Annotated in this window: 18 protein-coding genes and 3 tRNA genes; 7 read left to right on the top strand and 14 right to left on the bottom strand. The window is 61.5% G+C overall.

All coding sequences use genetic code 11. From position 1 onward, the window contains the following. Positions 1–5: 5 nt before the first annotated feature. The 3 genes from PLU72_04555 to ftsY all read left to right on the top strand — a co-directional run bounded on the left by PLU72_04555 (position 6) and on the right by ftsY (position 6367). Positions 6–1121, top strand: coding sequence for a methyltransferase domain-containing protein (locus PLU72_04555; protein ID HOT27437.1), 1116 nt, complete (start codon positions 6–8; stop codon positions 1119–1121). A gap of 126 nt (positions 1122–1247) precedes the next feature. Continuing rightward, complete coding sequence (gene smc, locus PLU72_04550; protein ID HOT27436.1) at positions 1248–4928, top strand: chromosome segregation protein SMC; 3681 nt, start codon at positions 1248–1250, stop codon at positions 4926–4928. Further along, the gene (gene ftsY / locus PLU72_04545) at positions 4925–6367 is read left to right on the top strand and encodes a signal recognition particle-docking protein FtsY (protein ID HOT27435.1); all 1443 of its coding nucleotides are present in this window, start codon (positions 4925–4927) and stop codon (positions 6365–6367) included. The genes smc and ftsY overlap by 4 nt, the downstream gene beginning before the upstream one ends. Positions 6368–6429: 62 nt before the next feature. Here the strand turns inward: ftsY and PLU72_04540 are convergent, their stop codons facing one another. The 6 genes from PLU72_04540 to PLU72_04515 all read right to left on the bottom strand — a co-directional run bounded on the left by PLU72_04540 (position 6430) and on the right by PLU72_04515 (position 15139). Continuing rightward, complete coding sequence (locus tag PLU72_04540) at positions 6430–7260, bottom strand: hypothetical protein (protein HOT27434.1); 831 nt, start codon at positions 7258–7260, stop codon at positions 6430–6432. Positions 7261–7367: 107 nt separating this feature from the next. Beyond that, positions 7368–11915, bottom strand: coding sequence for a hypothetical protein (locus PLU72_04535; GenBank protein HOT27433.1), 4548 nt, complete (start codon positions 11913–11915; stop codon positions 7368–7370). Between the two features lie 50 nt (positions 11916–11965). After that, positions 11966–12898 carry a hypothetical protein gene (locus PLU72_04530; protein HOT27432.1) on the bottom strand — a complete coding sequence of 311 codons (933 nt, stop codon included), beginning with the start codon at positions 12896–12898 and terminating at the stop codon, positions 11966–11968. 33 nt (positions 12899–12931) lie between these two features. Next, the gene (locus PLU72_04525) at positions 12932–13699 is read right to left on the bottom strand and encodes a prepilin-type N-terminal cleavage/methylation domain-containing protein (protein HOT27431.1); all 768 of its coding nucleotides are present in this window, start codon (positions 13697–13699) and stop codon (positions 12932–12934) included. Continuing rightward, entirely contained in the window at positions 13689–14369 is a 681-nt protein-coding gene (locus PLU72_04520) for a hypothetical protein (GenBank protein HOT27430.1), read from the bottom strand. Before PLU72_04520 ends, PLU72_04525 begins: the two co-directional genes overlap by 11 nt. Positions 14370–14374: 5 nt before the next feature. Further along, positions 14375–15139: a prepilin-type N-terminal cleavage/methylation domain-containing protein gene (locus PLU72_04515; GenBank protein ID HOT27429.1), complete on the bottom strand. Its 765-nt coding sequence runs from the start codon at positions 15137–15139 to the stop codon at positions 14375–14377. Between the two features lie 146 nt (positions 15140–15285). On the opposite strand from PLU72_04515, the gene PLU72_04510 reads away from it, so the two are divergent. From PLU72_04510 to tilS, 4 genes are all read left to right on the top strand, one after another. Further along, positions 15286–15369, top strand: a tRNA-Leu gene (locus PLU72_04510). A 9-nt stretch (positions 15370–15378) separates the two neighbouring features. Then, a tRNA-Met gene (locus tag PLU72_04505) sits at positions 15379–15452 on the top strand. 45 nt (positions 15453–15497) lie between these two features. Further along, positions 15498–15571: transfer RNA gene (locus PLU72_04500), tRNA-Met, on the top strand. A 131-nt stretch (positions 15572–15702) separates the two neighbouring features. Beyond that, entirely contained in the window at positions 15703–17070 is a 1368-nt protein-coding gene (gene tilS / locus PLU72_04495) for a tRNA lysidine(34) synthetase TilS (protein ID HOT27428.1), read from the top strand. A gap of 26 nt (positions 17071–17096) precedes the next feature. Here the strand turns inward: tilS and PLU72_04490 are convergent, their stop codons facing one another. The 8 genes from PLU72_04490 to PLU72_04455 all read right to left on the bottom strand — a co-directional run bounded on the left by PLU72_04490 (position 17097) and on the right by PLU72_04455 (position 23320). Then, positions 17097–17576 carry a hypothetical protein gene (locus tag PLU72_04490; protein ID HOT27427.1) on the bottom strand — a complete coding sequence of 160 codons (480 nt, stop codon included), beginning with the start codon at positions 17574–17576 and terminating at the stop codon, positions 17097–17099. Then, the gene (locus tag PLU72_04485; protein ID HOT27426.1) at positions 17576–18556 is read right to left on the bottom strand and encodes a hypothetical protein; all 981 of its coding nucleotides are present in this window, start codon (positions 18554–18556) and stop codon (positions 17576–17578) included. Before PLU72_04485 ends, PLU72_04490 begins: the two co-directional genes overlap by 1 nt. 95 nt (positions 18557–18651) lie before the next feature. After that, positions 18652–19260: a hypothetical protein gene (locus PLU72_04480; GenBank protein ID HOT27425.1), complete on the bottom strand. Its 609-nt coding sequence runs from the start codon at positions 19258–19260 to the stop codon at positions 18652–18654. Positions 19261–19263: 3 nt separating this feature from the next. Further along, positions 19264–19719 (bottom strand): prepilin-type N-terminal cleavage/methylation domain-containing protein, encoded by a 456-nt coding sequence (locus PLU72_04475; GenBank protein HOT27424.1) that lies wholly within the window; start codon positions 19717–19719, stop codon positions 19264–19266. Continuing rightward, positions 19712–21769: a hypothetical protein gene (locus tag PLU72_04470; protein HOT27423.1), complete on the bottom strand. Its 2058-nt coding sequence runs from the start codon at positions 21767–21769 to the stop codon at positions 19712–19714. The genes PLU72_04475 and PLU72_04470 overlap by 8 nt, the downstream gene beginning before the upstream one ends. Before the next feature lie 47 nt (positions 21770–21816). After that, complete coding sequence (locus tag PLU72_04465) at positions 21817–22356, bottom strand: hypothetical protein (protein ID HOT27422.1); 540 nt, start codon at positions 22354–22356, stop codon at positions 21817–21819. Beyond that, the gene (locus PLU72_04460; GenBank protein ID HOT27421.1) at positions 22353–22799 is read right to left on the bottom strand and encodes a hypothetical protein; all 447 of its coding nucleotides are present in this window, start codon (positions 22797–22799) and stop codon (positions 22353–22355) included. The genes PLU72_04465 and PLU72_04460 overlap by 4 nt, the downstream gene beginning before the upstream one ends. Next, positions 22796–23320: a hypothetical protein gene (locus PLU72_04455; protein ID HOT27420.1), complete on the bottom strand. Its 525-nt coding sequence runs from the start codon at positions 23318–23320 to the stop codon at positions 22796–22798. Before PLU72_04455 ends, PLU72_04460 begins: the two co-directional genes overlap by 4 nt. Positions 23321–23401 lie beyond the last annotated feature (81 nt).

The following is a 23401-nucleotide window of genomic DNA, read 5'->3' as shown; positions in this document are numbered from 1 at the left end:
AACCGGTGAAGAACATCCACCTCCCTCTCCTGCGGTGCATCCGCTGCGGAGGCGATCTCGGGATCGCTTCCGGCCTGGCCGCGACCGAATCCGGTGATGAAATCATTCATGGTTCCATTGCGTGCGGACAATGCGGGGCGGAGTTCCCGATCGTCGACGGGGTCTGCGTCTTCCTCGATCCCGACATGATGGAGGCGCTGCTCACCCCGGCCGAACGCCGGAGCATCGCCAAGACCGGTTGCAGACGCTCGTCTGCCGGTGCGGGAACCGGCTCTCCGGGAAACGAGACGCTGGTCAGAACCGTCGAAAACTGGAGTTATCAATGGAATCAGGTTCTCGGCTGGTCTGCCGAAGATTTCGACGGAAAAGGGTTCTGCGGGGAAAAATGCTTCCGTGAGTTCATTCCGATCCGGCCGGAGGAGTATCGCGACCGGAACGTCGTCATCTGGTGCGGGGGAAACGGCCGCGAGGCCTATCACGTCGCCCGCTACTCGCCGGCGTTGATCGTCGTGGTCGAGATCGGCGACGAAATCTACCGGATTCGTGATCTCTTCGGTCCCGACGCGAACCTTCTTCTCCTGCGTTGCGACATGCTCAAAAACCCGCTCAGGGAAGGCATCGCAGACATATCGATCTGCGACCACGCGCTGCAGCACATCATCGACCATCGGCAGGCCTTTTCCGTTCTGGCCGGGGTTCTGAAACCTGGCGGGCTTGCGGGTGTCTGCGCATACAGTCACGAAAACAATTTCCTGATGACCGGGCTGGTCGAGCCGCTCAAGTCGGTTCTTCACAGGCTTCCGCTCGTCCTCCTGAGATTTCTGGCCTGCATCCCCGCCCTGGTCATCTTCTTCTGCATCCATTTCGTGTATCTCCCGCTGCGTCGGTACGATGAAAAGATGGCAAGGCGCATTCCTCTGAACGAGCACATGATATTCTGGTCGGAATGTAACCTGAAGTTCATCTGGACGGCCTGCTTCGACCTGCTCCATGCGCCGGTTTCCTATCATTTCCGCCGGGACGAGATCGTCTCCATGGCTGCCGCGGGAAAAATCGAGATCAGAACGCTGGAAAACACCCACCAGACGACCTGGTCGATGCTCGGAACACGCCTTCCCTGACAAGACGTCATCTACTTACCCTCTGGGGACTGTCATTTTCCGGCCGGATATGGTACTTTTACTGACCGGCTTTTGCCGGACATTCCCCCGGTGGAATGAGCTTTCCCGAAGGACGCAGGAGAGACCATGCATCTGAAATCCCTCGAAATCATGGGATTCAAATCGTTCGGCCGCAAGACGGTCTTCGATTTCCAGCCCGGCATCACCGCAATCATCGGCCCCAACGGGTCGGGCAAGAGCAACGTGTGCGACGCCATCCGATGGGTTCTCGGCGAGCAGAGCGCGAAGGCCCTGCGCGGCAACAAGATGGCCGAAGTCATTTTCGCCGGTTCCCCGACCCTGCGGTCGGCCGCGTTTGCCCAGGTGAAGCTCATTCTCGACAACGAAGACCGGATGATGCCGCTCGATTTCTCCGAGGTCACCATCGGACGGCAGTTGTTCAAATCCGGCGAGAGCAACTATCTCGTGAACGGCACCCGCGCCCTGCTGGGCGACGTCAGGGAAATGCTGATGGATACCGGCATCGGCAAGGACGGCTACTCGGTCATCGGCCAGGGCGACATCGAGGACATCATCTTCCAGCGCACCCAGTCCCGGCGCGCCCTCATCGAAGAGGCCGCCGGCATCACGAAGTTCAAGCACCGCAAGGCGAACACGCTCACCAAGCTCGATCACACGCGGGCCAACATCACCCGCCTCCAGGACATCGTCGGCGAGATCCAGAACCAGCTCGGGCCGCTCGCCGAGCAGGCCGAAAAGACCCGCCGCTACCAGGCGCTCGCCGCCGAGATCCGCACCCTCGAGATCGACCTCGTCCTGTTCGACCTGTCGCAGCTCTACGGCGACGCGGAAAACGTCGATTCGATGCGCCGCGGCCTCATCGCCAAAGTCGCCGAGATCGAAAAGTTCCTCGAAGAGATCGACAGCCGCAAGAGCGGCGTGCGAGCGAAGGTCCAGGAGTTCGAGACCCAGCTCCAGGCCCGCCAGAACGAATCCCGCGAAGTCGTTCTCACCATCGACGGCATCCGGGAACGCATGGCCGTCCTGAAGGAAGAGGCGCGCGGCCACGAGGCGCGGCGCCAGGCCATCACCGAAGAGGTCGCCCAGATCGAGAAGAACCTCGCCGACGGCGGCCAGGAGATCGCCGACGCCGAAGGCCGCCTCCGCGACGAAGAGGCTGCGGAAATCGCCGTCGCCGGCCGCATGGCCGAGATCGACGCGAACCTTTCCAAGGTCCAGGATGAGCTCGACGCCCACCTGAAGAGCGTCAGCCAGGACCGCGAGTCCTCCTACAAGATCGCCGGCGAGATGGTCGCCAGGAAGAACACGATCAACTCCGCGAACTCGCAGATCCAGATCCTCGAACGCCAGCTGGAAAAGGGGGCCGGCGACGTGACGACCCTCAACGTCGCCCTCGAGAAGCTGAACGGCGAAAAGGCGAACATCGAGAAGGAACTCAAGGCGATGGAAGCCACCATCACCGACGAGGGAACCCGCCTTTCCGACGATCAGTCCCACGCGAACCGTCTCGATAAAGACCTGCGCCGCGCCGAGGAAGAGCTCGTCTCGACCGTCGACCAGTTCAAGGTGCTCACGGCGAAGCGCAACATTCTCGAAGATCTGAAAAATCGCTCCGACGGAGGCATCCATCGCGGCGTACGCGAGGCTCTTGCCCTGAAAGACCGGGAATTGCCCGGCATCTGCGGCATGGTCGGCGACCTCATCACCGTGCCAAAGGGCTACGAGATGGCCTTCGAAACCGCCCTCGGCGGCAGCATCCAGGACATCGTCACCCGCGACGCGGAAACCGCCCAGCGGGCGATCGCGATCCTGAAGGAGCGCAAGGCTGGCCGCGCCACGTTCCTGCCGATCGACATGATCCAGGCGCCGTCCCGCGTCGAACAGACGCGCGCGAAGGGCTGCCTCGGCGTCGCGCTCGACCTCGTTCAATATGATGCGAAATATTATTCCATCATGAACTTCCTGCTGGGCCGCATCCTCGTCTTCGAGAACCTCGACGACGCGGTCGCCTACTCTCGCACGACCCGCAACTTCAATCGCATCGTCACCCTCGACGGTGACATCGTCCGCTCCTCGGGCGCGATGACGGGCGGCGCCGAAGGCCAGAAAACCGCTGGTCTCCTTGCCCGCAAGCGCGAGCTCGAAGAGGCCGAAGAAAAGCTGAAGTCGCTGGCCGCGGCCGAAAAGAAGCTGACCGGCCTCGTCACCCGCCTCAGGTCCGAGCGCGGCTCGCTCGGCCAGGTGATCCGCCAGCGCGAGGAAAGCCTGAACCGCACCCGGCAGTCGATGGAGTTCTTCCAGAAGCGCCTGGTCGTCGTCGAAGGTGACCTCTCGACCCGACGCGCCGAGTTCGACAGCCTCGACGTCAACCGCCGCGAGATCCAGAAGGAACTCGACCGCGTCCGCCAGATGCAGGCGACCGCCCAGCAGGAGCTCGTCACGCTCGAAAGCCAGAATACCGAGCTCACGGCACGCCTCCAGGAAATGAGCGGCCGGGAAACGGCCATCCAGACCCGACTTACCTCCCTGCGGGGCCTGCTGAACGACGAGAAACTCGCCCAGGCGCAGATCGTCGAACGGAAGAAGGCGCTGAAGCGCGAGATCGAGGCTGCCGCGAAGCGCCGCCGCGAGGCCCAGGAACGGCGCGACCGCGCCACCGCCGAGATCGAGCAGCTCGAAAATGCCCGGAAAGAGGCCGAACGCGGCATTGCCGGGTTCCAGAACGAAATCCAGGCCCTCGAAGCAAAGAAGGCCGGAATCGAGAAAGCCTACGAGGCGCTCCAGGTCGAATACCGCGCCTGCGCCAAGGAGCTCGAGACGCTCGATCACACCTGGCAGAGCCGCTCCAAGATCGCCGACTCGACCCGCGCGAAGCTCGGCGAGCTCGACGTGAAGCTTGCCGAAATCAAGACGCATATCTCGAACAAGGAGAGCATTCTGCGCGCCGAATACGACTTCGACGTGGCGCAGATCGGCACCCAGCTCCGGAAATACGAGAGCAGGGCCGACCTGGCCGAGCAAATCGCCGCTCGCCGCTCGGAACAGCAGATGCTCGAGCCGGTGAACCCGCTCGCGATCGAGGAATACGAGAAAACGAAAGAGCGCTTCGAGTTCCTGACCGGCCAGATCCGCGATATGACCGATGCCGCAGCGTCTCTCGAACAGGTCATCGCCGAGATCGAAAAGATCTCGAGTGAGCGGTTTCTCGAAACCTTCGGCCAAATCGACAACGCCTTCGGCGAGATCTTCCGGGTCGTCTTCCCCGGCGGCTCGGCCCGGCTGAAACTCACGACGCCCGAGACCCCGCTGGAGAGCAACGTCGAGATCGTCTGCCAGCTTCCCGATAAAAAACTGTCGACGATAGAATTGTTCTCGGGCGGCGAAAAGGCGATGATCTCGATCGCACTTCTGTTCTCCATTCTGCAGGTCAAACCGCCGGCGTTTTGTATACTTGATGAAATAGAAGCTTCGCTCGACGAGGCGAACGTGCGCCGGTTCACACGCCTGCTCCGCAGTTTCGCCGACAAAACCCAATTCTTCATCATTACCCACAACAAAGAAACGATGCAGGCCGTCGATGTCATCTACGGCATCGCGCTCGAAAAATCCGGAACGTCGCGCCAGATCTCGATCAGGCTCGAAGACCAGGAAAAGATCCGCGAATTCACCGCCCGTAAGGGGGGCAGCGTGACCGAGCGCCTGAAAGCCGCCGTCGCCGCCGAACGGGCGCAGGCGACCGGCGTCGATGCCGGCCAGTTCAGTCAGCCCAGGGAGTCAGCTTCATGAGTGAAAGCAGCGAACCCAAAACCCAGGCGCCCGAAGCCGCAGCCGCACCGGAAAACGCTTCCCCCCCCCCGGCGCCCCGCAGCGAATGGACCGAGCCCCGGCTCGTCGTTCTGCTGATCGGCCTCTGCCTGTTGATCGAAGGCGGCCTGATTTATTACCAGAGCGGTCCGAACCAGATCATCATCTCGTCGGTGACCGCTCTCTCGGGCCTGACGCTGCTCCTGTTCGCCTGGCTCGTCCCGATCGAGGACGAGCAGGAACCGCCGCCGGAAGGCGAGATTCTTCCAGGCGAAAAAGCTCCTCCCCCGGCGCAACTCCAGGCTGAACGGCCTCCTGAGCAGATCCCCGTCCAGCCGCCCACGACGGCGCCCCCGCCTGTTGTCGGCGAGACGCCGGTCGTCCAGCCGCTCGTCGAAACGGTTCCGACACCCCCCGTCACGGCGGCCGAAGTCGCGAGAAAGCCCGTCGTCGAGGAAGAGCCTGCGCTTACCTGGTACGAGCGGCTCAGCACCGGCCTGCGCAAGACCCGCGAGAGCTTCGTCGGCAAGGTGAAAAACCTCGTCCTCGGTCGGGCGAAGATCGATGACGACCTGCTCGAAGATCTCGAAGCGACGCTGTTCGAAGCCGACCTCGGCGTGAAGACCACACAAGAACTCCTGCAGTATCTCCACGCGAAGGTCGCCGAAGAGCGCATATCCGATCCGAACCGTATCTACACGCTCCTGCGCGAACAGCTCAAACTGCGTCTGACGAAGTTCGCCTCCGTGCCGAAGTTCAACGAGAACGGCCTGACGCTTTTCCTCATCATCGGCGTGAACGGCGTCGGCAAGACCACGACCATCGCGAAACTTGCCCGGAAATTCGTCAAGGACGGCAAAAAGGTCATGCTCGCGGCCGGCGACACGTTCCGGGCCGCCGCCATCGATCAACTCTGCATCTGGGGAGACCGCGTCGGGGTCGAGGTTATCCGCGGTCAGGAGGGCGGCGATCCCGGCGCCCTTGTGTTCGACGCCATCGCGGCGGCGAAAAAACGCGGCGCCGATCTGCTGATCGTCGACACTGCTGGCCGCATGCACGTGAAGGCCGACCTGATGGCCGAGCTGGCCAAGGTCCAGAAGATCGCTGCGAAGGAAAGCGACGGCGGGCCGCATGAAATTCTCCTCGTGCTCGACGCGACGACCGGCCAGAACGCCGTTCAGCAGGCGAAACTGTTCAACGAGGTGCTTCCCATCAGCGGCCTCGTCATGACGAAACTCGACGGAACAGCCAAGGGCGGCGTCCTGTTCGCCGTCGAGGAACAGTTGTCCGTCCCGGTGAAGTTCATCGGCGTCGGCGAGAAGATGGACGATTTGATGTCTTTCGATCCCGAGCAGTTCCTCGAAGCCCTCTTCGCCGAAGGCGAAGGCAAAAGCAAGGAAAGCGACTACACCGTCCTGTAAGTTCCCGCGGGGCGCATCGTGACTCGCCCGAGTTGCCTGGGCGGTGCGTTTTACACTGCCCGTTACTGGTTCGCGGGTTCAGCTTGCGATGCCGTTTGCGATGGTTGCCAGAAGGCGATCGGCGAAAGAAACGCTACTTCGTCCCGCAGGCTTCCGAGGTGAAGCTCCAGCAGTGCGCGCCGGTCCTCGTCGTTCAGCGGCAATTCTCCCTCGATCGAATCGGCGGCGGAGGCGGCATCCTGGGGAATGTCCGCGGAAAGCGCCGTCAGGCTCGAATACAGGGTCGACAGGCGGGCCCGCAACGCCGGAGCGTTTTCGCACATGCCGCTGATGAGCGCGAACGACTGTCCGATCTCCCGGTCGGCCGCCAGATACGTGGGTGACAGGGGCGTTGACGCGGAGCCGATGCCGGCCAAGATCGATTCGAATCTTCTCGTCGCCGTGGCCAGGGCGTTCTGAAAGGGAAACAGGTGGTCGGGTTGGGCGAGGAGTTCGAGCGGGAGCGTCATCAGGTCGAGCGCTTCAGGAGACACCGGTTCTCCGCGGCCCAGTCCGCCGATCCGGCTTCCGAGGCTCCTCATCCCGTTTTCCCAGGCGGGCCCCGTCAGCGATGCGTAGACCGGCGGCGGCGTAACGCCATGGTCGAGAAAGAAGGAAAGCCACGCGTCCAGCAGCAGGGCCGACCGGCTCGCCGCATCCGGAAACCGCATCCTGTAGGAAAGCTCGGTATCCCTGATCTTCCCGGACAGGTCCGTGCAGCGGGCTGCGAAGTCGTCGAGAATGAAGTCCGAAGGCGAGCATGCGCGAACAGGCCACCGCTCGGAAACGCAGGGAAGAAGGAAAAGGACGGCGCATAGAAAATAACTAATAATATAATAATATGGAATTTTCATTTTCGCCTCTGCGGGCCCCGCCTCATGAATTGCGTCCGTCGAGACAGCGGAAAAGCGGGGACGCCGTAGAGGCGTCCCCGCTGATCTGGTGAAACGAAGGTCCGGGGTCAGTTCCTGTTTTCCTTGCTTTCGAGCACGCGCGCGTCGAAGGAGCTGTCGACGATCACGATCGGCAGGACGAGCGTGCGAACGTTGCCCTGGGCATCCGTGGCCGAAACGGTCATGGTCACCTGGGGCTGGTTGGGCAGCACCTTCATCGGCATGTCGACCGTGTAACGTGCCCGCGGCGACTGGACCTGCGGATTCGGCGAGTTGTCGGCCAGAAAAGCCGCGTCGAGAGGCAGCGACACCGCGTTTCCGCCCGGCAGGAGGCTTCGCGTGCCCCCGGCTTCCAGGTTTTCCGTGATGTCGAACGTGGCGGCCGTCAGACTCTTGTAGTCGACGTTCTCGAGAATGTCGAGATTGACGAGCAGGCGACTCGAGCGGCGCACGCGGGGCATCAGCGTTGGATCGAGGGGGAGGCTTCCTGCGTCCACCGTCTCGAAGGCGGCCCCGAGTTGGGTGGGATATCGGGAACATCCGTTGACGCTCGCCATGGTTGGGCCGCCGCCAATCATCGTGCCATCGAGATTGAAACAGGCGACGGACAGGGAGGCCGGCGCGAGTTCCCCGTCTGTTTTCGGGCAGCAGACGATATCCTGAATGCCTTCAGCGAGCGTGGCCACCCAGCGGCGGTTGTCGTTCTGGGAGATCAGTTCGATGCGGAAACCCGGAGGATCGTTGTCATAGCGCTCGAGGGCCCAGTTCGTCGTGACGATCGCGCCAGTCGGAATGGGAGCCGTGAACGAGCCGAACTGGTGGGTGATGTTCTGCGAATCGGTGCCGAGCCCGTCGTAGAGACTGCCCTTCGCGTGATAATACAGAAGACCGACCCAGTTCGTCAGCAGACCGTTGGGCCTGAACTCGCCTGCGAGACCGTAATCGGATATCTGGGCCGTGTATGTGGCCCCGATGCGATAGGTATCATCCTTCCAGAAATCGGCGTAATTCGGTGCCTGTGCAATGCCCGAATTCGTCGTGGCCGCGGTTACGGAGAATTTGTTCGACTCGGCCGTGTCGCGCGGGCGTGCCGAGTTGACCATTTGATACTCGATCTCGAACGGATCGAACCGGGCCCGGGGATTGTTGTCCGAGATGGTGAACGAGGCTGTCACGTTCGGCACGGGGTCGCCGGTCGTATGGATGATAGGTTTCGACCAATCCGAAATGGTCGGCAGGGTGGCATCTCGGGATCTGATCAGCCAGGATTTGATCGAGGCATTGGTGAAAGCGGATCCGCCTCCGACTGCCGTGTCGGCCGTGGGGAGGACCGGATGCGACAACTCACAGATCGCGCTGACCGGAACGGTGTCCGGAATGATGCTGCGATACTGCTTCTGAGCGGCATTCTCGGGAAGAGCGCTTTCCTGCCACTTGACGCGCGGGTAGATGAGTTCGAGCCTGAGCGTGTATTGGTCGGGATCGATCGGCGTGGCGATCTTCTGGTTGTTCTGTGCGCTGGAAGGCAGGTTCAGGGAAACAAGATACTCGTTCGGATTCGACGTCGGCGTGATCGTCGCGCCGGTACAGTCTCCGGATGCCAGCTTCACCCCGCGTGAGGGAGGCGTGACGCCAGGGACCGAGGCCCCGGTGCAGGTGTTTTCAAGCCACAGATTCCAACGGAGGAATTTTCGATCGTTCGTGGAAAGCGTGCTCGCATCGACCCGGGTTCCAAAGTCGGCCGGTGAGGGCGTTCCCGGCTTCGGCCATCCGGGATTGAACGCATTGGTGACGGAATATCCGCCGCCGGACGCCTGGTAATTATAGACGTGGCTGCCCTGGAGAGCGTAGTTCGGAGCGTCGCCGGCCGCATTGTAAAGGCTGTAATATGTATCGTAATCCCAGACGCCCATCCCATCGAAGGTCGTCAACAGGGCTGACTGGTTGGTCCGGTAGTTCGCATCCCGCAGGAACTGTGCCTTGAAGGAAATCCGAAGATTCTCGATCAATTCATCCTCGGGGAGGTCGTAGCCGGAATTTGCGTAGGACGAGCAGTTCTGGAAGGCGCCCGTCCCGGCGCGAGCAGGTTCGAGGCTGATCGCCGAGATCAGACTCGGCGGCCCGTTCAGCGAGGTCGTGGAAACGACCCGCAGGAGGCGCTTCGAGGTCGTGACGGTGCGCTGGCTGGAGGTCAGGTCCGTCGGGCGGTTCGCGCCGGCGAAGTTGAAGTAGTTATAGGTGATGTTCGCCCAGACGGCGTAGTTGCCCGGATGCGGGGGAGTGAAGCTCCAGTCGCACATGGCGCCGCCGAAAGACTGGTTCGATGCCGACGCCACCGCAACGCTGCTGATGACTGGGGAGGTGACGCTGTTTCCATCGACCAGGTCGGCATACCAGGTGATCGACGTCGAGAACCCGTTTGCCTCGAACAGACTTGTGGGAAATCCGCTGTATACGCCGTCGCCGTCTTCGTCATGGTTGTAGTCGCCGGCGGCGGTCGGCAGATAATTGATTCGAACGTTTGTGTAAACGGTGCCGAAACTTCCCAGGGACTTGAGATTTCGGCGTGTCGTGCCGTCCGTGTCCGTAATGTAGGGTTTGTATCCCTCGACTTTGAATTTGACCGCCGTGTCTTCGGTAACAGGAGTGCTGAAAGATCCTCGATCTTCTCTGGTAATCTGGGGCGTTCCAGGGTTCTCGTTGAAGACGGCGGGAAGCTTCGCGATGTTCACGACGGCGAGTTCCGCCGGAATCTCCGAGTCGCGACTGGCCTTCGCTTCGAGACTCCAGTTGCCTTCCCAGACGGCGACGGAGCCGTTCCAGCGGATTTTTCTCGTCCACTCGTCGGCGTAGTAGCCGGATAGCTGGCCTGACGTCACGGGAGTCGCGAGAGTGCCGTTGCCGGCCGACGGGGGATACTTCCTGACAACCTTGGAAATACCCTGGAAGTAGATGATTTCCCGGTAATCGTTGTTGGCCTTGGAGGCATCGGAAACGACGATCGGGGTGGCCTCGTAGACCGGCCGGTACCATTGGGTTTCGGAAGGCTTCACGATATAGCTCGGATTTCCGATGACCGAGTTCGTCGGCGGGGCGAGAGCGAGAACGCTAGCATCCGAAAGGTCTTTCTCGGTGGTCATGATATACAGGAAACCGTCGCCGTCGACGCCGATGTTATCAACCTTTCCGGTGAGCACGCCCAGATACTCCGGAGACGGATTCGTATTGTTCGTGTAGTCAAGCTTGTACAGATCGCCGGTATCCCTGTAATACTCGTATCCGATGCCGCCTTTGCCCCACCAGGAATCCTGCATGGCGAAAAGATCGGCCTGCGAGCCGTAGATGAAGTCGACGGTGGCGCCCGCCTCGAAGTTCGACGACACGCCGAACGACTTGATCTGCGAGGCGGTGACGCCCCTGGCATTCAGATAGGCCGCGTTGGCGATATTCGAATGAACCGTTCCGTCGGCGTTCGCCATGTCGATGGTGGCCTCGACGCCGGCGGCGCTGACGACGCGAAGAGCCGCCTGCTTGCTGTCGGCGTAGGGAGCCGACATTTTGCCCTTCTGGTTGAACCCGTACCGGCGGCCGAGGGTGGAGGTCACGACCTTTACGTTCGCCAGCGTCGAATCGATCGCAACGCCGGGGCCGGAACCGCCGGGAATACAGTTGTCACCGCAGGCGCGCGCGAAATACTCGGTACCTCGGATGTCGGTGGCGCTCAGAACCGCCCCTGACTGGTCTGCCAAAGCGGCGAACGGATTGTCGGAACCGCGCATGAGGGTGAGGGCCCGGTCGCGTTTTTCATACACCCGCTTCACGACGCAGGAAAATTTCTCCTGATCGCTTCCGTGATAGGTGGGAACCGCGGTTGCCAGCACCAGGGGGCGGTATTTGCCCGACCCGACGGGGTCTTCGCGTCCGTCGAGGGCTTTCCACGGGTAATCCGGATGTTGCGACGTGCCGTAGGCGTAGTAGGACATGCCCGCCCAATGGGAGGGGAGAATGTATTTATTGGTATCGGCCGGGTTCTGACTGCCCTGCGTTCCGTTCCAGATCGGGGTTCCTTTCGGATCGTTTCCGGAACCGTTCGGATTCAGATATTTCACCGTGGTGGGGCCGCCGGCGACCATCGCATACGCATACGTCGTTCCGTTGATGGCAAAGTCGGATTTCCAGTAGCTGGATCCATGAACGGAAATCCAACTGTTGCAACTGCTTCCGGCAATCATTCTGAGAAAAATATCGGAATCGGTCGAGTAATCGCTCGCATTGGGAACGAAACCGACGGTCGCCTGCGACCAGCCTTCGTTCGCCCCCAGGATGGGCGATCGGAGCAGGAAGATGTCGCGCTCCTGGCTGACGGCCAGCCCGAAATACTGGCCGGCCGGATATCCGGCTGAGCCGGGCGAATACAATTCGGCCTGGGGCGTCGTCACGCCGGAGGGATCCTGGTGCTGCAGTCGAACGATATACGCCGGGTCGGTGTTCGTCGACGGCAGCAAGATATACGTCATACCGTTGTTCGACGCGCTGGCGCCATACGCGGCCGGAGCACCGATCAACCCGAAACACAGGAGAACCCCCAGCATCAGCCCGGATGTGATGTTCTTCATACTCGATACCTCCTTGCCGCGCAGGCCCGGTCAGCCCTGCCGAAACAGCATCATTTCATGAGTTGCGTGCGGAACAGTTTCTGGACGAGATCGCAGGCGCCGGCAGGCACCTGATGCTTTTTGTACACCTCGTTCACGACATCGGCGGTGATATCCTTGCCGCCTTTCACCACGAATTGCGTTAGACGAACATCGCCGCAGTGGTACAGCTGCGCTTTCTCTCCCGTTGCCCAGCGATACAGCCGGCTCATGGCGGCGAATTCCTGGTCCGAACCGGCTTTTGCCGTCGGTTGCGAGGAAAGAAGCCCGGCGATGGGATTTTCCACCGCGCCCTGGCCCGAGGGCATGGCGAACCGGTAGGTGGTGGCGCTGTTGAAGGTGAAGGCCAGTTTCTCGCGCTCGATGACGATGTTCGCCGCCTCGTACACGTCGTCGAGGATGAGCTTGAACACCCGCTCCGTGTCGGTCACCGGCAGCAGGTCCGTCAGCCTGGCCTCGGCGTTCAGTTTTTCCAATTCTCCCTCCCGGGCGGCGAGCCTCTCGCGAACGGTAATGATCTTCTGGCGGTGTTCGTGTTCCAGAAACCGCCTTCTATTACTATACTCATCTGTACTGGGAGTCGGGGAAGTCTCATTCTGACCGGCCTTCGCGGGCTTGTCACGCTCGCGGTTCAATTCATGAAGCTTGCTGATGAACTCCTGGTTTACTTTCGCGAGTTCCTGCCGGAGGTCGCTTGTCTGCTTGATGAGCTCCTTCCGTTGTTCGTCGAGCTCGACGGAAGCCTGGCCGACCAGGGCGCCGCCGTTCGGAAGAGCGTTGCTGTGGAATCGACCCGTGGCCGTGTCGATCTTCGCCATCAGGGGATGCAGCATGACGGCCATCGCAATGTTGCAATGCCCGACCTGCGGAGCCTGCTCGGCCGTCACCGGCGAAACAAAGCCTGCCGCCAGAACGAGAAGAACCATCATCCGTCGAACGATCATCTGAGACCTCCGGGAAGTTGAAATGCGGCCGGCTCAGTTCAACCGCCAGTCCGCGTCGGTCGTCGCATTGTGCTGGAACGTCGGAACGTTGGGAAGCGCGACGGCGCGCTCGCTCCGCCTGGTCTTGCCGCGCGGCCATGCGCACTCGATATCGATGAGAATGGGGGTGATGGATGCCGTCGTGGCGGAAATGCTCACGCCGATCGACGCAACGTCGGTGACGAGCTCCACGCTCTCGACGAGCGTCGTGTCTCCGCTCGGAACGGCCGCCTGGCTGATATCCTTGATGTAGTTCGGGGCAACGGTCTGCGGGATGTTGCGCTGATACCGGTTGTAGATCAGCCTGCCGTCTCTCGCGAGCGAGTAAACGTGATAATACAGGATGGCATTGTTGGTGAGCGCTCCGCCGGACTGCTCGGGGATCGACTCGGTGACGCGCAGAAACTGCGTTCCCGGCGTTGTCTTCGCCGCGACCGCCTTCGCCCGGCTCGCCTCGATGCAGGGCTCGGACGAGTAATGGGCCTTGAAGTCGTCCTTGTCGTTTTCCACGATCGTTCCGGGAAACACGATCGTCGAAGGATAACTGCTTCGAGAAATAGTAGTAGATATATGACGCGTGGCGTTCCGGAGCTCGGTGACCGTTTTCTGCAGCCAGAGCCCCTGCGCGCCGACCTGCTGACCGCCGCGGAACACGCCGAACAGACCGATCATGAAGAATGATAAAATAGACGCTGCTATAATAACTTCCATCAGCGTGAATCCGGAGCGGAGTCGTTCCGGAAGACGGCTGTTACGGGGCATTGTCACGTGATACGCGCACCGTCCTTTTCAGGGTCGCATCCCAGGTCTCGTTCCGGGCGCTCGTGATCGAAGCGCCGACGGTCACCTCGACGATGCTCTGGTTGTTCACGATGGCCGACTGCTCCACCGTGTTGTTGGCGGCGATGCCGACGGTCGAGACGGTGTAGCCGCCGGTGAAATGCTCCCGCATCAGCCCGGAGACGGCGGCCGGCGGGGAGGTGAAGCTCAGGCACGAATTATACTGGACGCCGTCGATCGTTGTTCCGGAGACAAGATCCTCGGTAAACGCCTGGATCCAGGCCGTGAAATTGGGTTTCGAGAAGTTGGGCGTGAAAAAGCCGTTGGGTGAGAACTCGCCCGACGTGTAGAGAAACGCGGGCCCCGGGTTGGTCGGGCCGATGGGGCGTGAAAAATCGTAGAGCGGGTTACGGCCCTGGGAGAGGCAGATCGCGTCGTACAGCTCGCGCTGGAGATACTTGATCTTCAGCAGGGCGTGCTCCATGCCGGCGCGGGCGACGAAATGCGCCTGGAGCTGGTTATAGCTCGTGAGGTTCTGTCGGCTCGTCTGTCGGGTCGTCTTGATCAGGACGGTGCCGATGACGGCCAGGACGGTGGCGAACAGCAGCACGAGCGGAATCGCCATTCCCTGTCTTCTGCCGGTGAAGTTCATTTCGATCAATCCTGCCTCGAAAGATGCGCCTTGGCGGTATAGATCGTGACCGACCGTTCGATGCCGCGCGGCATCTGCCACTTCACCCGCAGGAGAAGGCGCTTCATGACGCAATAATCGCCGGAGGGCCCGGCCGGCGCGCCAAGCTCCCGGGCCGACTGGATGACGGGAGCCGGAAGGGGATACGAATAGGGGCTCTGCGCCGCTGAGTTCATATACAGGTTGCCGGGATTGGTCGTATACCAGATCTGCTGGTTCTGGGCATTGACCGCGTTTTCATACAGCGGCCGCGGGCGATACCGGAAACTCACGTCGTTCGCGATGTTGAGGGGAGCGTTCCCTGCGATGGGAAACACGAACAGCTTGACCTTGTATCTGATGCCGCGCTCGTCGATGATTTCTCCGCGCGTGCTCATGTCGGCCGTCGTGTTGTTGCCGAGTTGAGCAAGGAAGGTGCGCTCGTCGTAGCCGGGAACGTCGACCATCAGCCCGACGTTCGATTCGTCATTCGATTCGCCAATGTCGGCGATCTGGCCGGTATTCACCTGGATGCTTTCGAATGGCACCGAGTCGAGCGCCGTATCAAGCACGTTCCTCGCAATGGTCTGGGCCGAGATATACGAGTTCGTGATGTCGGAATCGGCCGTTCCCGTGCTGATGACCCCGAAAATCGGGATGAAGGCGAACGCAAGAATCAGCATTGCCGACAGGATTTCGAGCAGCGTCACGCCCCGCCGCTTACGGGCCGCGGGAACGGGATGCATGGGCATGGCGCTTTTCTGCATGGTTCCATTATACCACAGACAATGCGAATGGAAACCTTCTGTACAAATGTGAATCGGTGAAAGATTGCCCTGCTTTGAAAAATACCGGCTTGACTTCGTACGCGATCGGTGGTATTCTCAATCTACGTTCCGCCGGGATGGCGGAATAGGCAGACGCACCGGACTTAAAATCCGGTGGGGTAATACCCGTGCCGGTTCAACCCCGGCTCCCGGCACTGTTACGACGCGGGGTGGAGCAGTCTGGTAGCTCGTCGGGCTCATAACCCGAAGGTCGGCGGTTCAAATCCGTCCCCCGCAACCGATGGAACAAGGGTCGGCTGGCTATTAGCCGGCCCTTCTTCATGGCAGGGTAGCTCAGTTGGTCAGAGCACACGGTTCATACCCGTGTTGTCGAGGGTTCGACTCCCTCCCCTGCTACCGCAGGACGTTGCAGGAACGTCCGATGTTTTTGAAAACCCGCCTCAAAAGCGGGTTTTTTCGTTATTGAGACACTTTCGGTCTTTCGAGAGACCGGGGTGTTGTCTATGATGGCTGCGAAGGAGAGCGTCGTGCGTTCTCAGGCTTGGAAGAAAAAGATCGACGGTGTGGCGGCCCGGCTGCCGGGAAAGCGGATCGGGGTTGCCGTTTCCGGCGGCGGGGACTCCGTCGCGCTGGTTCGAATGCTGCAGCCGCTTCACGAGACCGGGCTCTGCACGCTCGTCATTCTGCATGTCGATCACGGGTGGCGGCCGGAAAGCGGCTCCGAGGCGGAATGGGTCAGGCGTCTTGCCGGCGGGCTGAACATGGAATTTTTCGGCGTTACCCTGGCAAAAGCTGTCGGGAACAAAATCAACGAGGCATCGGCGCGGGCGGGGCGTCTCGCCGCATTTGCTCGGGCGGTTGAAGAGCGTGCCCTCGACGCGGTTGCGCTGGGGCATACCTCCGACGACCAGGTTGAAACCCTTCTCATGCGAATCATTCGCGGAACCTCGCTTCAGGGGCTCGGCGGCATCCGGGAACGGCGGCGTGTCCGCATCGACGGGAAGCCGTTGACGCTCTGGCGACCGCTTCTCGCGTTCTCACGAGCGGAGTTGCGCGGATTTCTCGGGGAGATCGGCCAGGAGTGGCTGGAAGACCCGTCGAACGCCTCCTCGAGATTCTTGCGGAATCGCATCAGGAACGAGCTCGTTCCGTTCCTCGAAACCCTCCGGCCTGGAATCGCGGGCCGGATCTGTCCGCTGGCGGAGGACCTGCAATCCGTCTCGAAGCTCGTCCGCTCGTTGACCGGGCGTTGCGTTGCGGCATCAGATGCGGGCGCGATCGCGATTTCTCCGCACCACCCGGACTTTCTCCTCAGGGAAATCCTGCACCGGTGGCTGATAAGCCGGCTGAAGGCCGGGGAACCGTCTCGGGCTCTGCTCGACCGCCTCGCCGAACTTGTCCGGGCGGGGGCGTGCGGGCGCGGCGTTCCGTTCCGGGACCGGATGATCGTCAGAACGCGCGACGGGCTTGCAGTGATTTCTTCCGGAACGCAGGGGCCGTCGCTGCCTGAAACGATCCTGAAACCCGGGCTTCCGGAGAATATCGCAGACTGGATCTATCTCGTCGCCGATAAAGCTGATTCCACGGAAGTTGCTGAACGAGCCGCCGGCGAGTGCCAGGCCGTATGGATAAATGATGATATATATCCTGGCCCGTTCGTCGTCCGCACGCGAGCGCCGGGCGACCGGTTCCGTCAAGCCGGCGGGATGGGAGAGAAAAGGTTTTCCAGGTGGCTCATCGACAGGCACATTCCGCGCCATCTGCGAAACGACCTGGTGATCGTCGTCTGCGGCCGAAACGTCGTCTGGATTCCCGGACTTGCCGTCGCGGATGGCGTGAAAACATCGCCGATGCCCGGATGGCGGATGCTGAGAAGATGCAAAAAAGCCCCCTGAGGAGGGGGCTTTTTTTGTCGCTCGCTTCAGTTTTTCTGCTGCTTGACGAGTTCCTCGATCTGGGAGATCGCATATCCGAGGCCCATGCCCGTGGGCTTTCCGCCGACGATCGGCCAGACGCCCTGCACGAGGTTGACGATCTCGAGCTTATCGACGTCGACCCGCTTCAGGAAAACGAGGCACTGGGTGCCCTTGTCGGGAAACTGCGGTTGGTCTTCGATCCAGCCGATCTGGCCGGGCTTGCCGCACTGGCGGGTCATGACGACGAAGGGCGTGCCTGGCTTCCAGAAGCCCTTCAGGATTTTGTCGGGTTTCAGCTCGTTGCGGAACGTGGAGATCTGTTCCCTGTCCGTTTCCGTTTCCGTCGACGAGACGACGGTTGCGAGCGCGATGATCTCGGATTGGCGCACCAGATCTGGCAGTTTGAGGGTTGCGATCATCGCCTGCCCGGCAACGGTCACGCCGATGAGGAAGAGAATGAGGAGGAAAGAAGAACGTGCGTTCATCAGTATTCCGTGCCTCCCATCACATGGTTTCGGATGAATTCATACCGGGCCGGCTGACTTTTCTTCATGGCTGCACCGTTCTGCCAGTAGCTTCTGACTGATTCGGCGAAATCTTCGACGGCCTGGGTGTTGCCGTAGCTGGAGACGGAGGGCGGGTTGGGGAGGCCGCTCGACCAGAACTGGCTTTTCCATGCGTTGACGAGGTGCATGTTGTTGGCTTGGAACGTGTGGGTCATCTCGTGGACGAGTGTGCCCTGGAACGTGCGGTCGTAGCAGGAACTGTTCATCATGTGGACCGTGGGGATGCCCATCCGGACATAGCCGAGGACCCCGGGGCTCATGTATGACGCATCGCGCTGGATGCTCTTCGTGTTTGAGCGGAAGCTTTCAGGCAGGGTTGCAAGCACCTTGTTCGCCTCTTCAAGCTGGCGCTGGCTCCAGACGGCGCCGTCCCCGTCCGTTGCGGTGATGCCGTATTTCGCCTTCATCTCGGCTTTCAGGCCGGCGACCGAGGACGTGCCCGGGGTGGCCGGAGGCGTCGTCGGGGACGGGGTCGTGGGCGTCGGCGGCGCTGCCGGGGGCGTCGCCGGAGGGGGGCACGTTCCCGTGGTTCCGGTCGTGCCGGTCGTTCCCGTCTGGGGGATGCGGATGATAATCACCCGGCCGCCCATTCCGCACCCATACTTCGAAAGGATCTGCTGGATGATGTTCCTGATGAGGGCCTCGACCTGCGACGCCGTCATCTGGCACTGTTGGAAGTGAACGGGAGAGGCTCCCAGGGCGCTCGGGGGGGCAGCCTGTTGATCGGACGGGGCTGTCGTTTCCGCGGCCGCCGCCGGTTCTTCGTTCTGGCCCGATTCGCTTGCCTGATACAGTGTGTCGAGGTAGCTGCCCGACTGCGCAGGTGCGGGAACCGCCTGGAAGACGGTTGCGAGGGCGACCATGAGAACGAGCATGAGCGTTCTGACGCGCGCGTTCATGAAGAACCTCCCTGTCCGAAAGAAATACGTCTCCTCTATTATACTTCACGGGGGGATGTCTTGGGAAACCCGCTTGGTGACTTTCTTCGAGCCGATCAGTTCAGACTGCGGATTAGCCTGGCCGGGAAAAGCTTGGTTGCAACGACGATTTCCTTGCCCTTCGTCCCCGGTGTTTTCTCTCCTCTGAAACTGGCTCGAAGATCGATCCAGAGGAAACGGGTTCCCGATCCGGTGCCTTTGTCCGCGATCTCTTCCGTTTCCACGGACCATGTGAGGGATGCGATGCGGCCGTTCACGAGCTGCCGGGTTCTGGCTCCCCCTTCGCTTCTGGTGATGGAGCCTTTTCCGTTCCCGGCATCGTAGCGATACTCGACGACCGACGTCCGGTCGCTCTCGCCCGTGTACACCGTGAAAGAGAGTGTGTTCGGCGTGGCCTCCACCGACTCTCTCCATCGATCGGGGGGGAGACGCTTGTCGGGAACGGCGTTGATAAGATCGCTTCGCAGGCGAGCCAGGAACATTCCGCTTTCCTGGAGGGTTATTCCCGTTTCCTCTCCCTGCGAGAACCCGCGCCGAAACTGTGTGAATGCCTTCATGATCCCGCCGATGACGAGAACCGCGAGAACGATGACGACTAGGATTTCGACGAAGGTGAACCCGCGAAATGCTGTGTACACCGCGTTTTTCGATTCACGTGAAACCATGGTTCAGTTTTCCCTCGCCAGGAGGCATTTGAGCGAAAAGAGACGGGGCGGCGTCTTCGCATCGGCGGACGAGAGCGCAATCGTCACCGTCACCTTTTTCAGGCAGACCCGGCCGTCCTTCATGACCTCGGCGATCTCGAGCTTCCGTTCGATGCCGGGAACGTCACTGATGTGAAACCGCAAGGGCGTTGCGGGCGAGAACGGCCGGCCGTCGCGGATCCTGTCGTTGGCGAACGTGCCTGTCGGAACCAGGTCAAACGGAGCCGCCATGACCTGTTCGAGCAGTTCGATCGCGGCCGTGTGAACGGTCAGGTCCTCGGCGCTCATTGCCAGCCCGCGGCTTCCGGCGGTGAACGAGAAGAGAACGGGGATCATGACGGCGCTCAGGAGAGCAACCGCGACGAGGATCTCGACGAGGGTCACCGCCCTTCGCCTCATATATTTATCGGTATTATTCATGCCACACGCTGTCCCGGTCGTCTATATGGATCTTGTAGAACGCCTGATAGCCGGCCTGCGTCGGATCCTGCGCCTGCCGGTACCGCAACACCCCGCCGGCGGAACGGGGGTCGGGCGGGAGATTTCCGACGGCGACGGTCCCCGTCAGGTCGATACGCGCCTGGGCGGTGAGGTCGGCCTTCGGGGCGAGTACGTTCACGTGGTTCGGAAGGGCGTTCTCGATGGAAACCGTCGAGCCGTTCACCGCAACGATCGTCAGGGCGTCGCCGGGGGCGGTCATCTGGACACCCCTGAGGGCCACGTTGCCTTCGTCGAGGACGACGAGGCCGCCGCCGGTCACTTTCAAAGGCGGGTTTTTCCCACCGGGCGGGAGGACGAACGTCAGTTTCTCGTCGTTCCGGATACGGACGAGATCGTTGACGTGGAGCATGCCCGTCTTCTCGTCGAGGTATGCCTTCCAGAACTCGGCGATGCTTCCGAACTCTCGCCGGGCGCGTTTTCGCATCACCTCGGCCGCGTGCGGCGCCTCGGCCCGGCCGCGGTACAGAAGCGCCGCGTCGCGCATCAGCTCGATTGTCCCGCCGTCATCCGCGTCGAGAATCGTTTGTCCGGAAGGATACTGGCGTGGAACCGCGTTTTCGAGAACGTCCTGCATTGTATTATAGAGCTTGGCGTATGGCAGCTCGACGATGCCGCTCATCAGCGGGGCATATCGCCGGTAATCGGGACAGAGAAGCCCCGCGACGAGCACGGGGCCGCCGGTTTTGCGGCCGAGCACGTCGGAGATCATGCGCCCCGGGTCGAAGTCGGATTCCGCCATCGAAGGGAGCAGATACATCGGCGGCGGCCGAAGGGCGGAAAACTGCCGTGCGACATCCGGTTCTTCCGGGGTGACGTCGATGTTCGCGAACCTGGGAAACGCGGCGTGGACGTTGCCGACGACCTTCGTCCGTGACTGGAACCCTTTCCGGGCTTCGCCGAAGATATGCAGTTGGGACGACTGGGCGCCGTACGCCGCCTTTTCCTTCGACGAGAGGACGTTTCCCTGATACATGGCGTCGTGGTCGGCCCGGCTGCTCCGGTCGTGGAACCCTTCGATGACGAAGCCGTGGCCGAGGGTGTAGGAAATCTGCCGCCGGGGATCCTGATCGACGGGCAGCATCGCCGGGCTCGAGAAGATCTCGGGAAGCTGTGCTGCCGGCGTGCGGAATCGGACGGCCTGGAACATGTTCACGTTGCTGACGTCGTAGAAGTGGAAAATCTCGCCCATCGCGCCGGCGCCGGAGGTGATCTGCAGGCGCACGCGGCGGCCGCCCAGGAAGATCCAGCCACGATGTTTCCAGACGTCGGGCGGGGCGTTCGCCGACAGGGCCTCGGCGAGAGCTTTCGGTTCGAGTGGCGATTCGGGCGTGTCGTGGTTGAGGCATATGAGGGGCTTCGGGCCGTCGGTGATGCCTCCAGCATAATCATTTCGTATGATATTATATCTGCCCTCGTTCCCGCGCGCGGCGTCGGCGACGTGAAGAGTGAATTTCGAGACCACCGGGGGAAGGATGTTCGATACATGTACGAGGCGCTTCACGGCGAGGGTTCGTCTGACCCCCTTGTACTCCCCGGTGGATTCGATCGACAGGTATCCCGCTTTCGCGCACGGGTCTGCCCAGACGGCCGGGTCCGTCTCGGTCGGAACGAACTCACGCAACCAGACCTCGACGCCGATCTTCGCGGACCGGTCGACCTCCGCGGCGAAACCCCGGAGATCCTCGTTCCAGGTGTCCTTGAGAAGCGACATGAGAGAGGTGTCGGCGAGCGGCCCGGGACGGGTCAGGAGGCGATGCAACTCGAGGCTCCCGGCGTCGCCGTCGATTCCGGCGGCCTTGAGGGCGTTTCTGACCGAACGGATGGAAACGCTCAGACCGGACTCGGCGAGAAAATGCGCGACCTCGCCGGAGGTGATGTGGTGGATGTTTGCCTCCTGCCGGACGGCATACTGATGAAGCGTGATGCCGAGGAGAAGCAGCACGCTTCCGAACACGATCACGAGAATCATCACGACTCCCGCCCGGGGGGGCATCTTCCCGGGCACGGACAGCGGATTCAGGGATTCGCCCTTTCCCCGGGGGGCGGGGTTGCGCCTTCGCCGGGAGGCAGGAAAAAGATCCTCCAGCGGCTGGCAGGGGCCCCGTGGGATGTCGGGGACACCGGAGTGGCCGTTTCCCCGGTTTCCGAAGCCGTGGGAACGGCAACAGGGTTCTCAGCCGCCTGAGGGGGGCGAGAGACCGCGGGTGTCCTGACGGCGCGGGCCGAAAGCGTGCGGGTCCACGATTCCGCCTTGACCCGGGCGTCGAGAATCCATTCGTCGTTTCCTGCCGGCTTTGCGGTAACCGTCAGCCATGCTCCGGGAGCGATTTCCTGGCGGACGAGAGGTTCGTCCGATGCCGCCTTCAGATCGTTCAGGCGCGACAGGCAGAACACGAACGCCGATTCCATCTGGTAATCGGCCTTCTGTTCGAGCAGGAACGGCGGCGGCAGAATTTTCCGCATCGCGTTGAGGGCGAACGTCGTGCCGATGATCACGAGCCCGAGTACCATCGCGAGGATCATGTACAGCGTGACGCCGGAACGAGTCGACATCATAGGCCGTTCCCCCGCAAAGCAAACGATGTGAACAGCGGCATGGCTGAGACGTCGGCCGGGACCATCCAGATCGAAAACAGGCCCGGGGTCGGGGTGGCAGTGGTGAAGCCTCCTTCGCGGATGCCGCTGACGACGGTTTCCGGAGCGGCGGAACCGGCCGCGCGCCTGAGGTTTCCGCCCGAAAAGCTCCATTCGATGCTTTCTGCGTCGGACTCGAGGCGCAGGAGCTCGCGGCCGGCGATCATCGCCCGTGCTCTTCGGGCATCGTTCGCCAGCAGATCCACGGCATGCTCATACGCCGTGACGAGATCCTTTCCGGGCTGGGCGTTGGGCACGGAGATGCGGGAGAACTGCCAGACCATCACGAGGGTCGAGCCCATCATGACCATGAAAATGGCCAGGAGAAAGATTTCCAGCGAGCCGATACCGCGACGCATGTTCATGGGGTGTCCTCCTGGAGGGAGGTCGGAGCCGGCAACAGGCGTTCCAGGAAGACCCGCTTCGTGCGTCCGCTTTCATCATACTGGATGTAGACGATGACCTTGTAATAGCCGCCGTCGAGGTAGTAGGTGTCGATGCGGCACCGAAACGGTTCGAGAGCGTTGAACAGGTCGGTGTTGTCTGCCTTTTCGAGACCGTTTTCCCGCCCGAACAGGCCCTTGAAGTGCTCGGAAACCGCCTGGAAACCGTCGGTCGTCGAGACAATCGGCTCTTCCGGAGTCATGCCGGGGAGATAGGCCGGGTCGGCATGTCGAAGGGCGACGATGCGCTCGATGACGTGCCGGGCCAGGAGCGTTGCGGTGAATTCCATCTCGGACTTCCGTTCCGGGGCCCGCGAGATGCGATACAGCTGAACCAGCGGAACGAGTGCGACCGTCATCAGGCACGCCGCAAGGAGGAGCTCCAGGAGGCTTTCGCCGCGCCTGCGCGGCCCGATCGATCGATATGTGGCAATCCGGGTCATGGAGGAATTATACCATGGGTCGGGAAATGTACCTAAGTTCCGCTTAACTTCCCCGTGAAATGTGCCGATGAGAAACCGTAT

The organism is Candidatus Ozemobacteraceae bacterium (genome assembly GCA_035373905.1).
GTDB lineage: Bacteria > Muiribacteriota > Ozemobacteria > Ozemobacterales > Ozemobacteraceae > MWAR01.
This window is presented reverse-complemented; position numbering and strand designations above follow the sequence as displayed.

Excerpts from the sequence above, each read along its gene's own strand:
- PLU72_04520 (HOT27430.1), bottom strand. The coding sequence starts at position 14,369 with ATGAACTTCACCGGCAGAAGACAGGGAATGGCGATTCCGCTCGTGCTG.
- PLU72_04475 (HOT27424.1), bottom strand. The coding sequence starts at position 19,719 with ATGAATAATACCGATAAATATATGAGGCGAAGGGCGGTGACCCTCGTC.
- PLU72_04515 (HOT27429.1), bottom strand. The coding sequence starts at position 15,139 with ATGCCCATGCATCCCGTTCCCGCGGCCCGTAAGCGGCGGGGCGTGACG.
- PLU72_04460 (HOT27421.1), bottom strand. The coding sequence starts at position 22,799 with ATGAACATGCGTCGCGGTATCGGCTCGCTGGAAATCTTTCTCCTGGCC.
- PLU72_04465 (HOT27422.1), bottom strand. The coding sequence starts at position 22,356 with ATGATGTCGACTCGTTCCGGCGTCACGCTGTACATGATCCTCGCGATG.
- PLU72_04535 (HOT27433.1), bottom strand. The coding sequence starts at position 11,915 with ATGAAGAACATCACATCCGGGCTGATGCTGGGGGTTCTCCTGTGTTTC.
- PLU72_04455 (HOT27420.1), bottom strand. The coding sequence starts at position 23,320 with ATGACCCGGATTGCCACATATCGATCGATCGGGCCGCGCAGGCGCGGC.
- PLU72_04470 (HOT27423.1), bottom strand. The coding sequence starts at position 21,769 with ATGATTCTCGTGATCGTGTTCGGAAGCGTGCTGCTTCTCCTCGGCATC.
- PLU72_04525 (HOT27431.1), bottom strand. The coding sequence starts at position 13,699 with ATGCCCCGTAACAGCCGTCTTCCGGAACGACTCCGCTCCGGATTCACG.
- ftsY (HOT27435.1), top strand. The coding sequence starts at position 4,925 with ATGAGTGAAAGCAGCGAACCCAAAACCCAGGCGCCCGAAGCCGCAGCC.
- PLU72_04530 (HOT27432.1), bottom strand. The coding sequence starts at position 12,898 with ATGATCGTTCGACGGATGATGGTTCTTCTCGTTCTGGCGGCAGGCTTT.
- PLU72_04490 (HOT27427.1), bottom strand. The coding sequence starts at position 17,576 with ATGAACGCACGTTCTTCTTTCCTCCTCATTCTCTTCCTCATCGGCGTG.
- PLU72_04540 (HOT27434.1), bottom strand. The coding sequence starts at position 7,260 with ATGAAAATTCCATATTATTATATTATTAGTTATTTTCTATGCGCCGTC.
- smc (HOT27436.1), top strand. The coding sequence starts at position 1,248 with ATGCATCTGAAATCCCTCGAAATCATGGGATTCAAATCGTTCGGCCGC.
- PLU72_04480 (HOT27425.1), bottom strand. The coding sequence starts at position 19,260 with ATGGTTTCACGTGAATCGAAAAACGCGGTGTACACAGCATTTCGCGGG.
- PLU72_04485 (HOT27426.1), bottom strand. The coding sequence starts at position 18,556 with ATGAACGCGCGCGTCAGAACGCTCATGCTCGTTCTCATGGTCGCCCTC.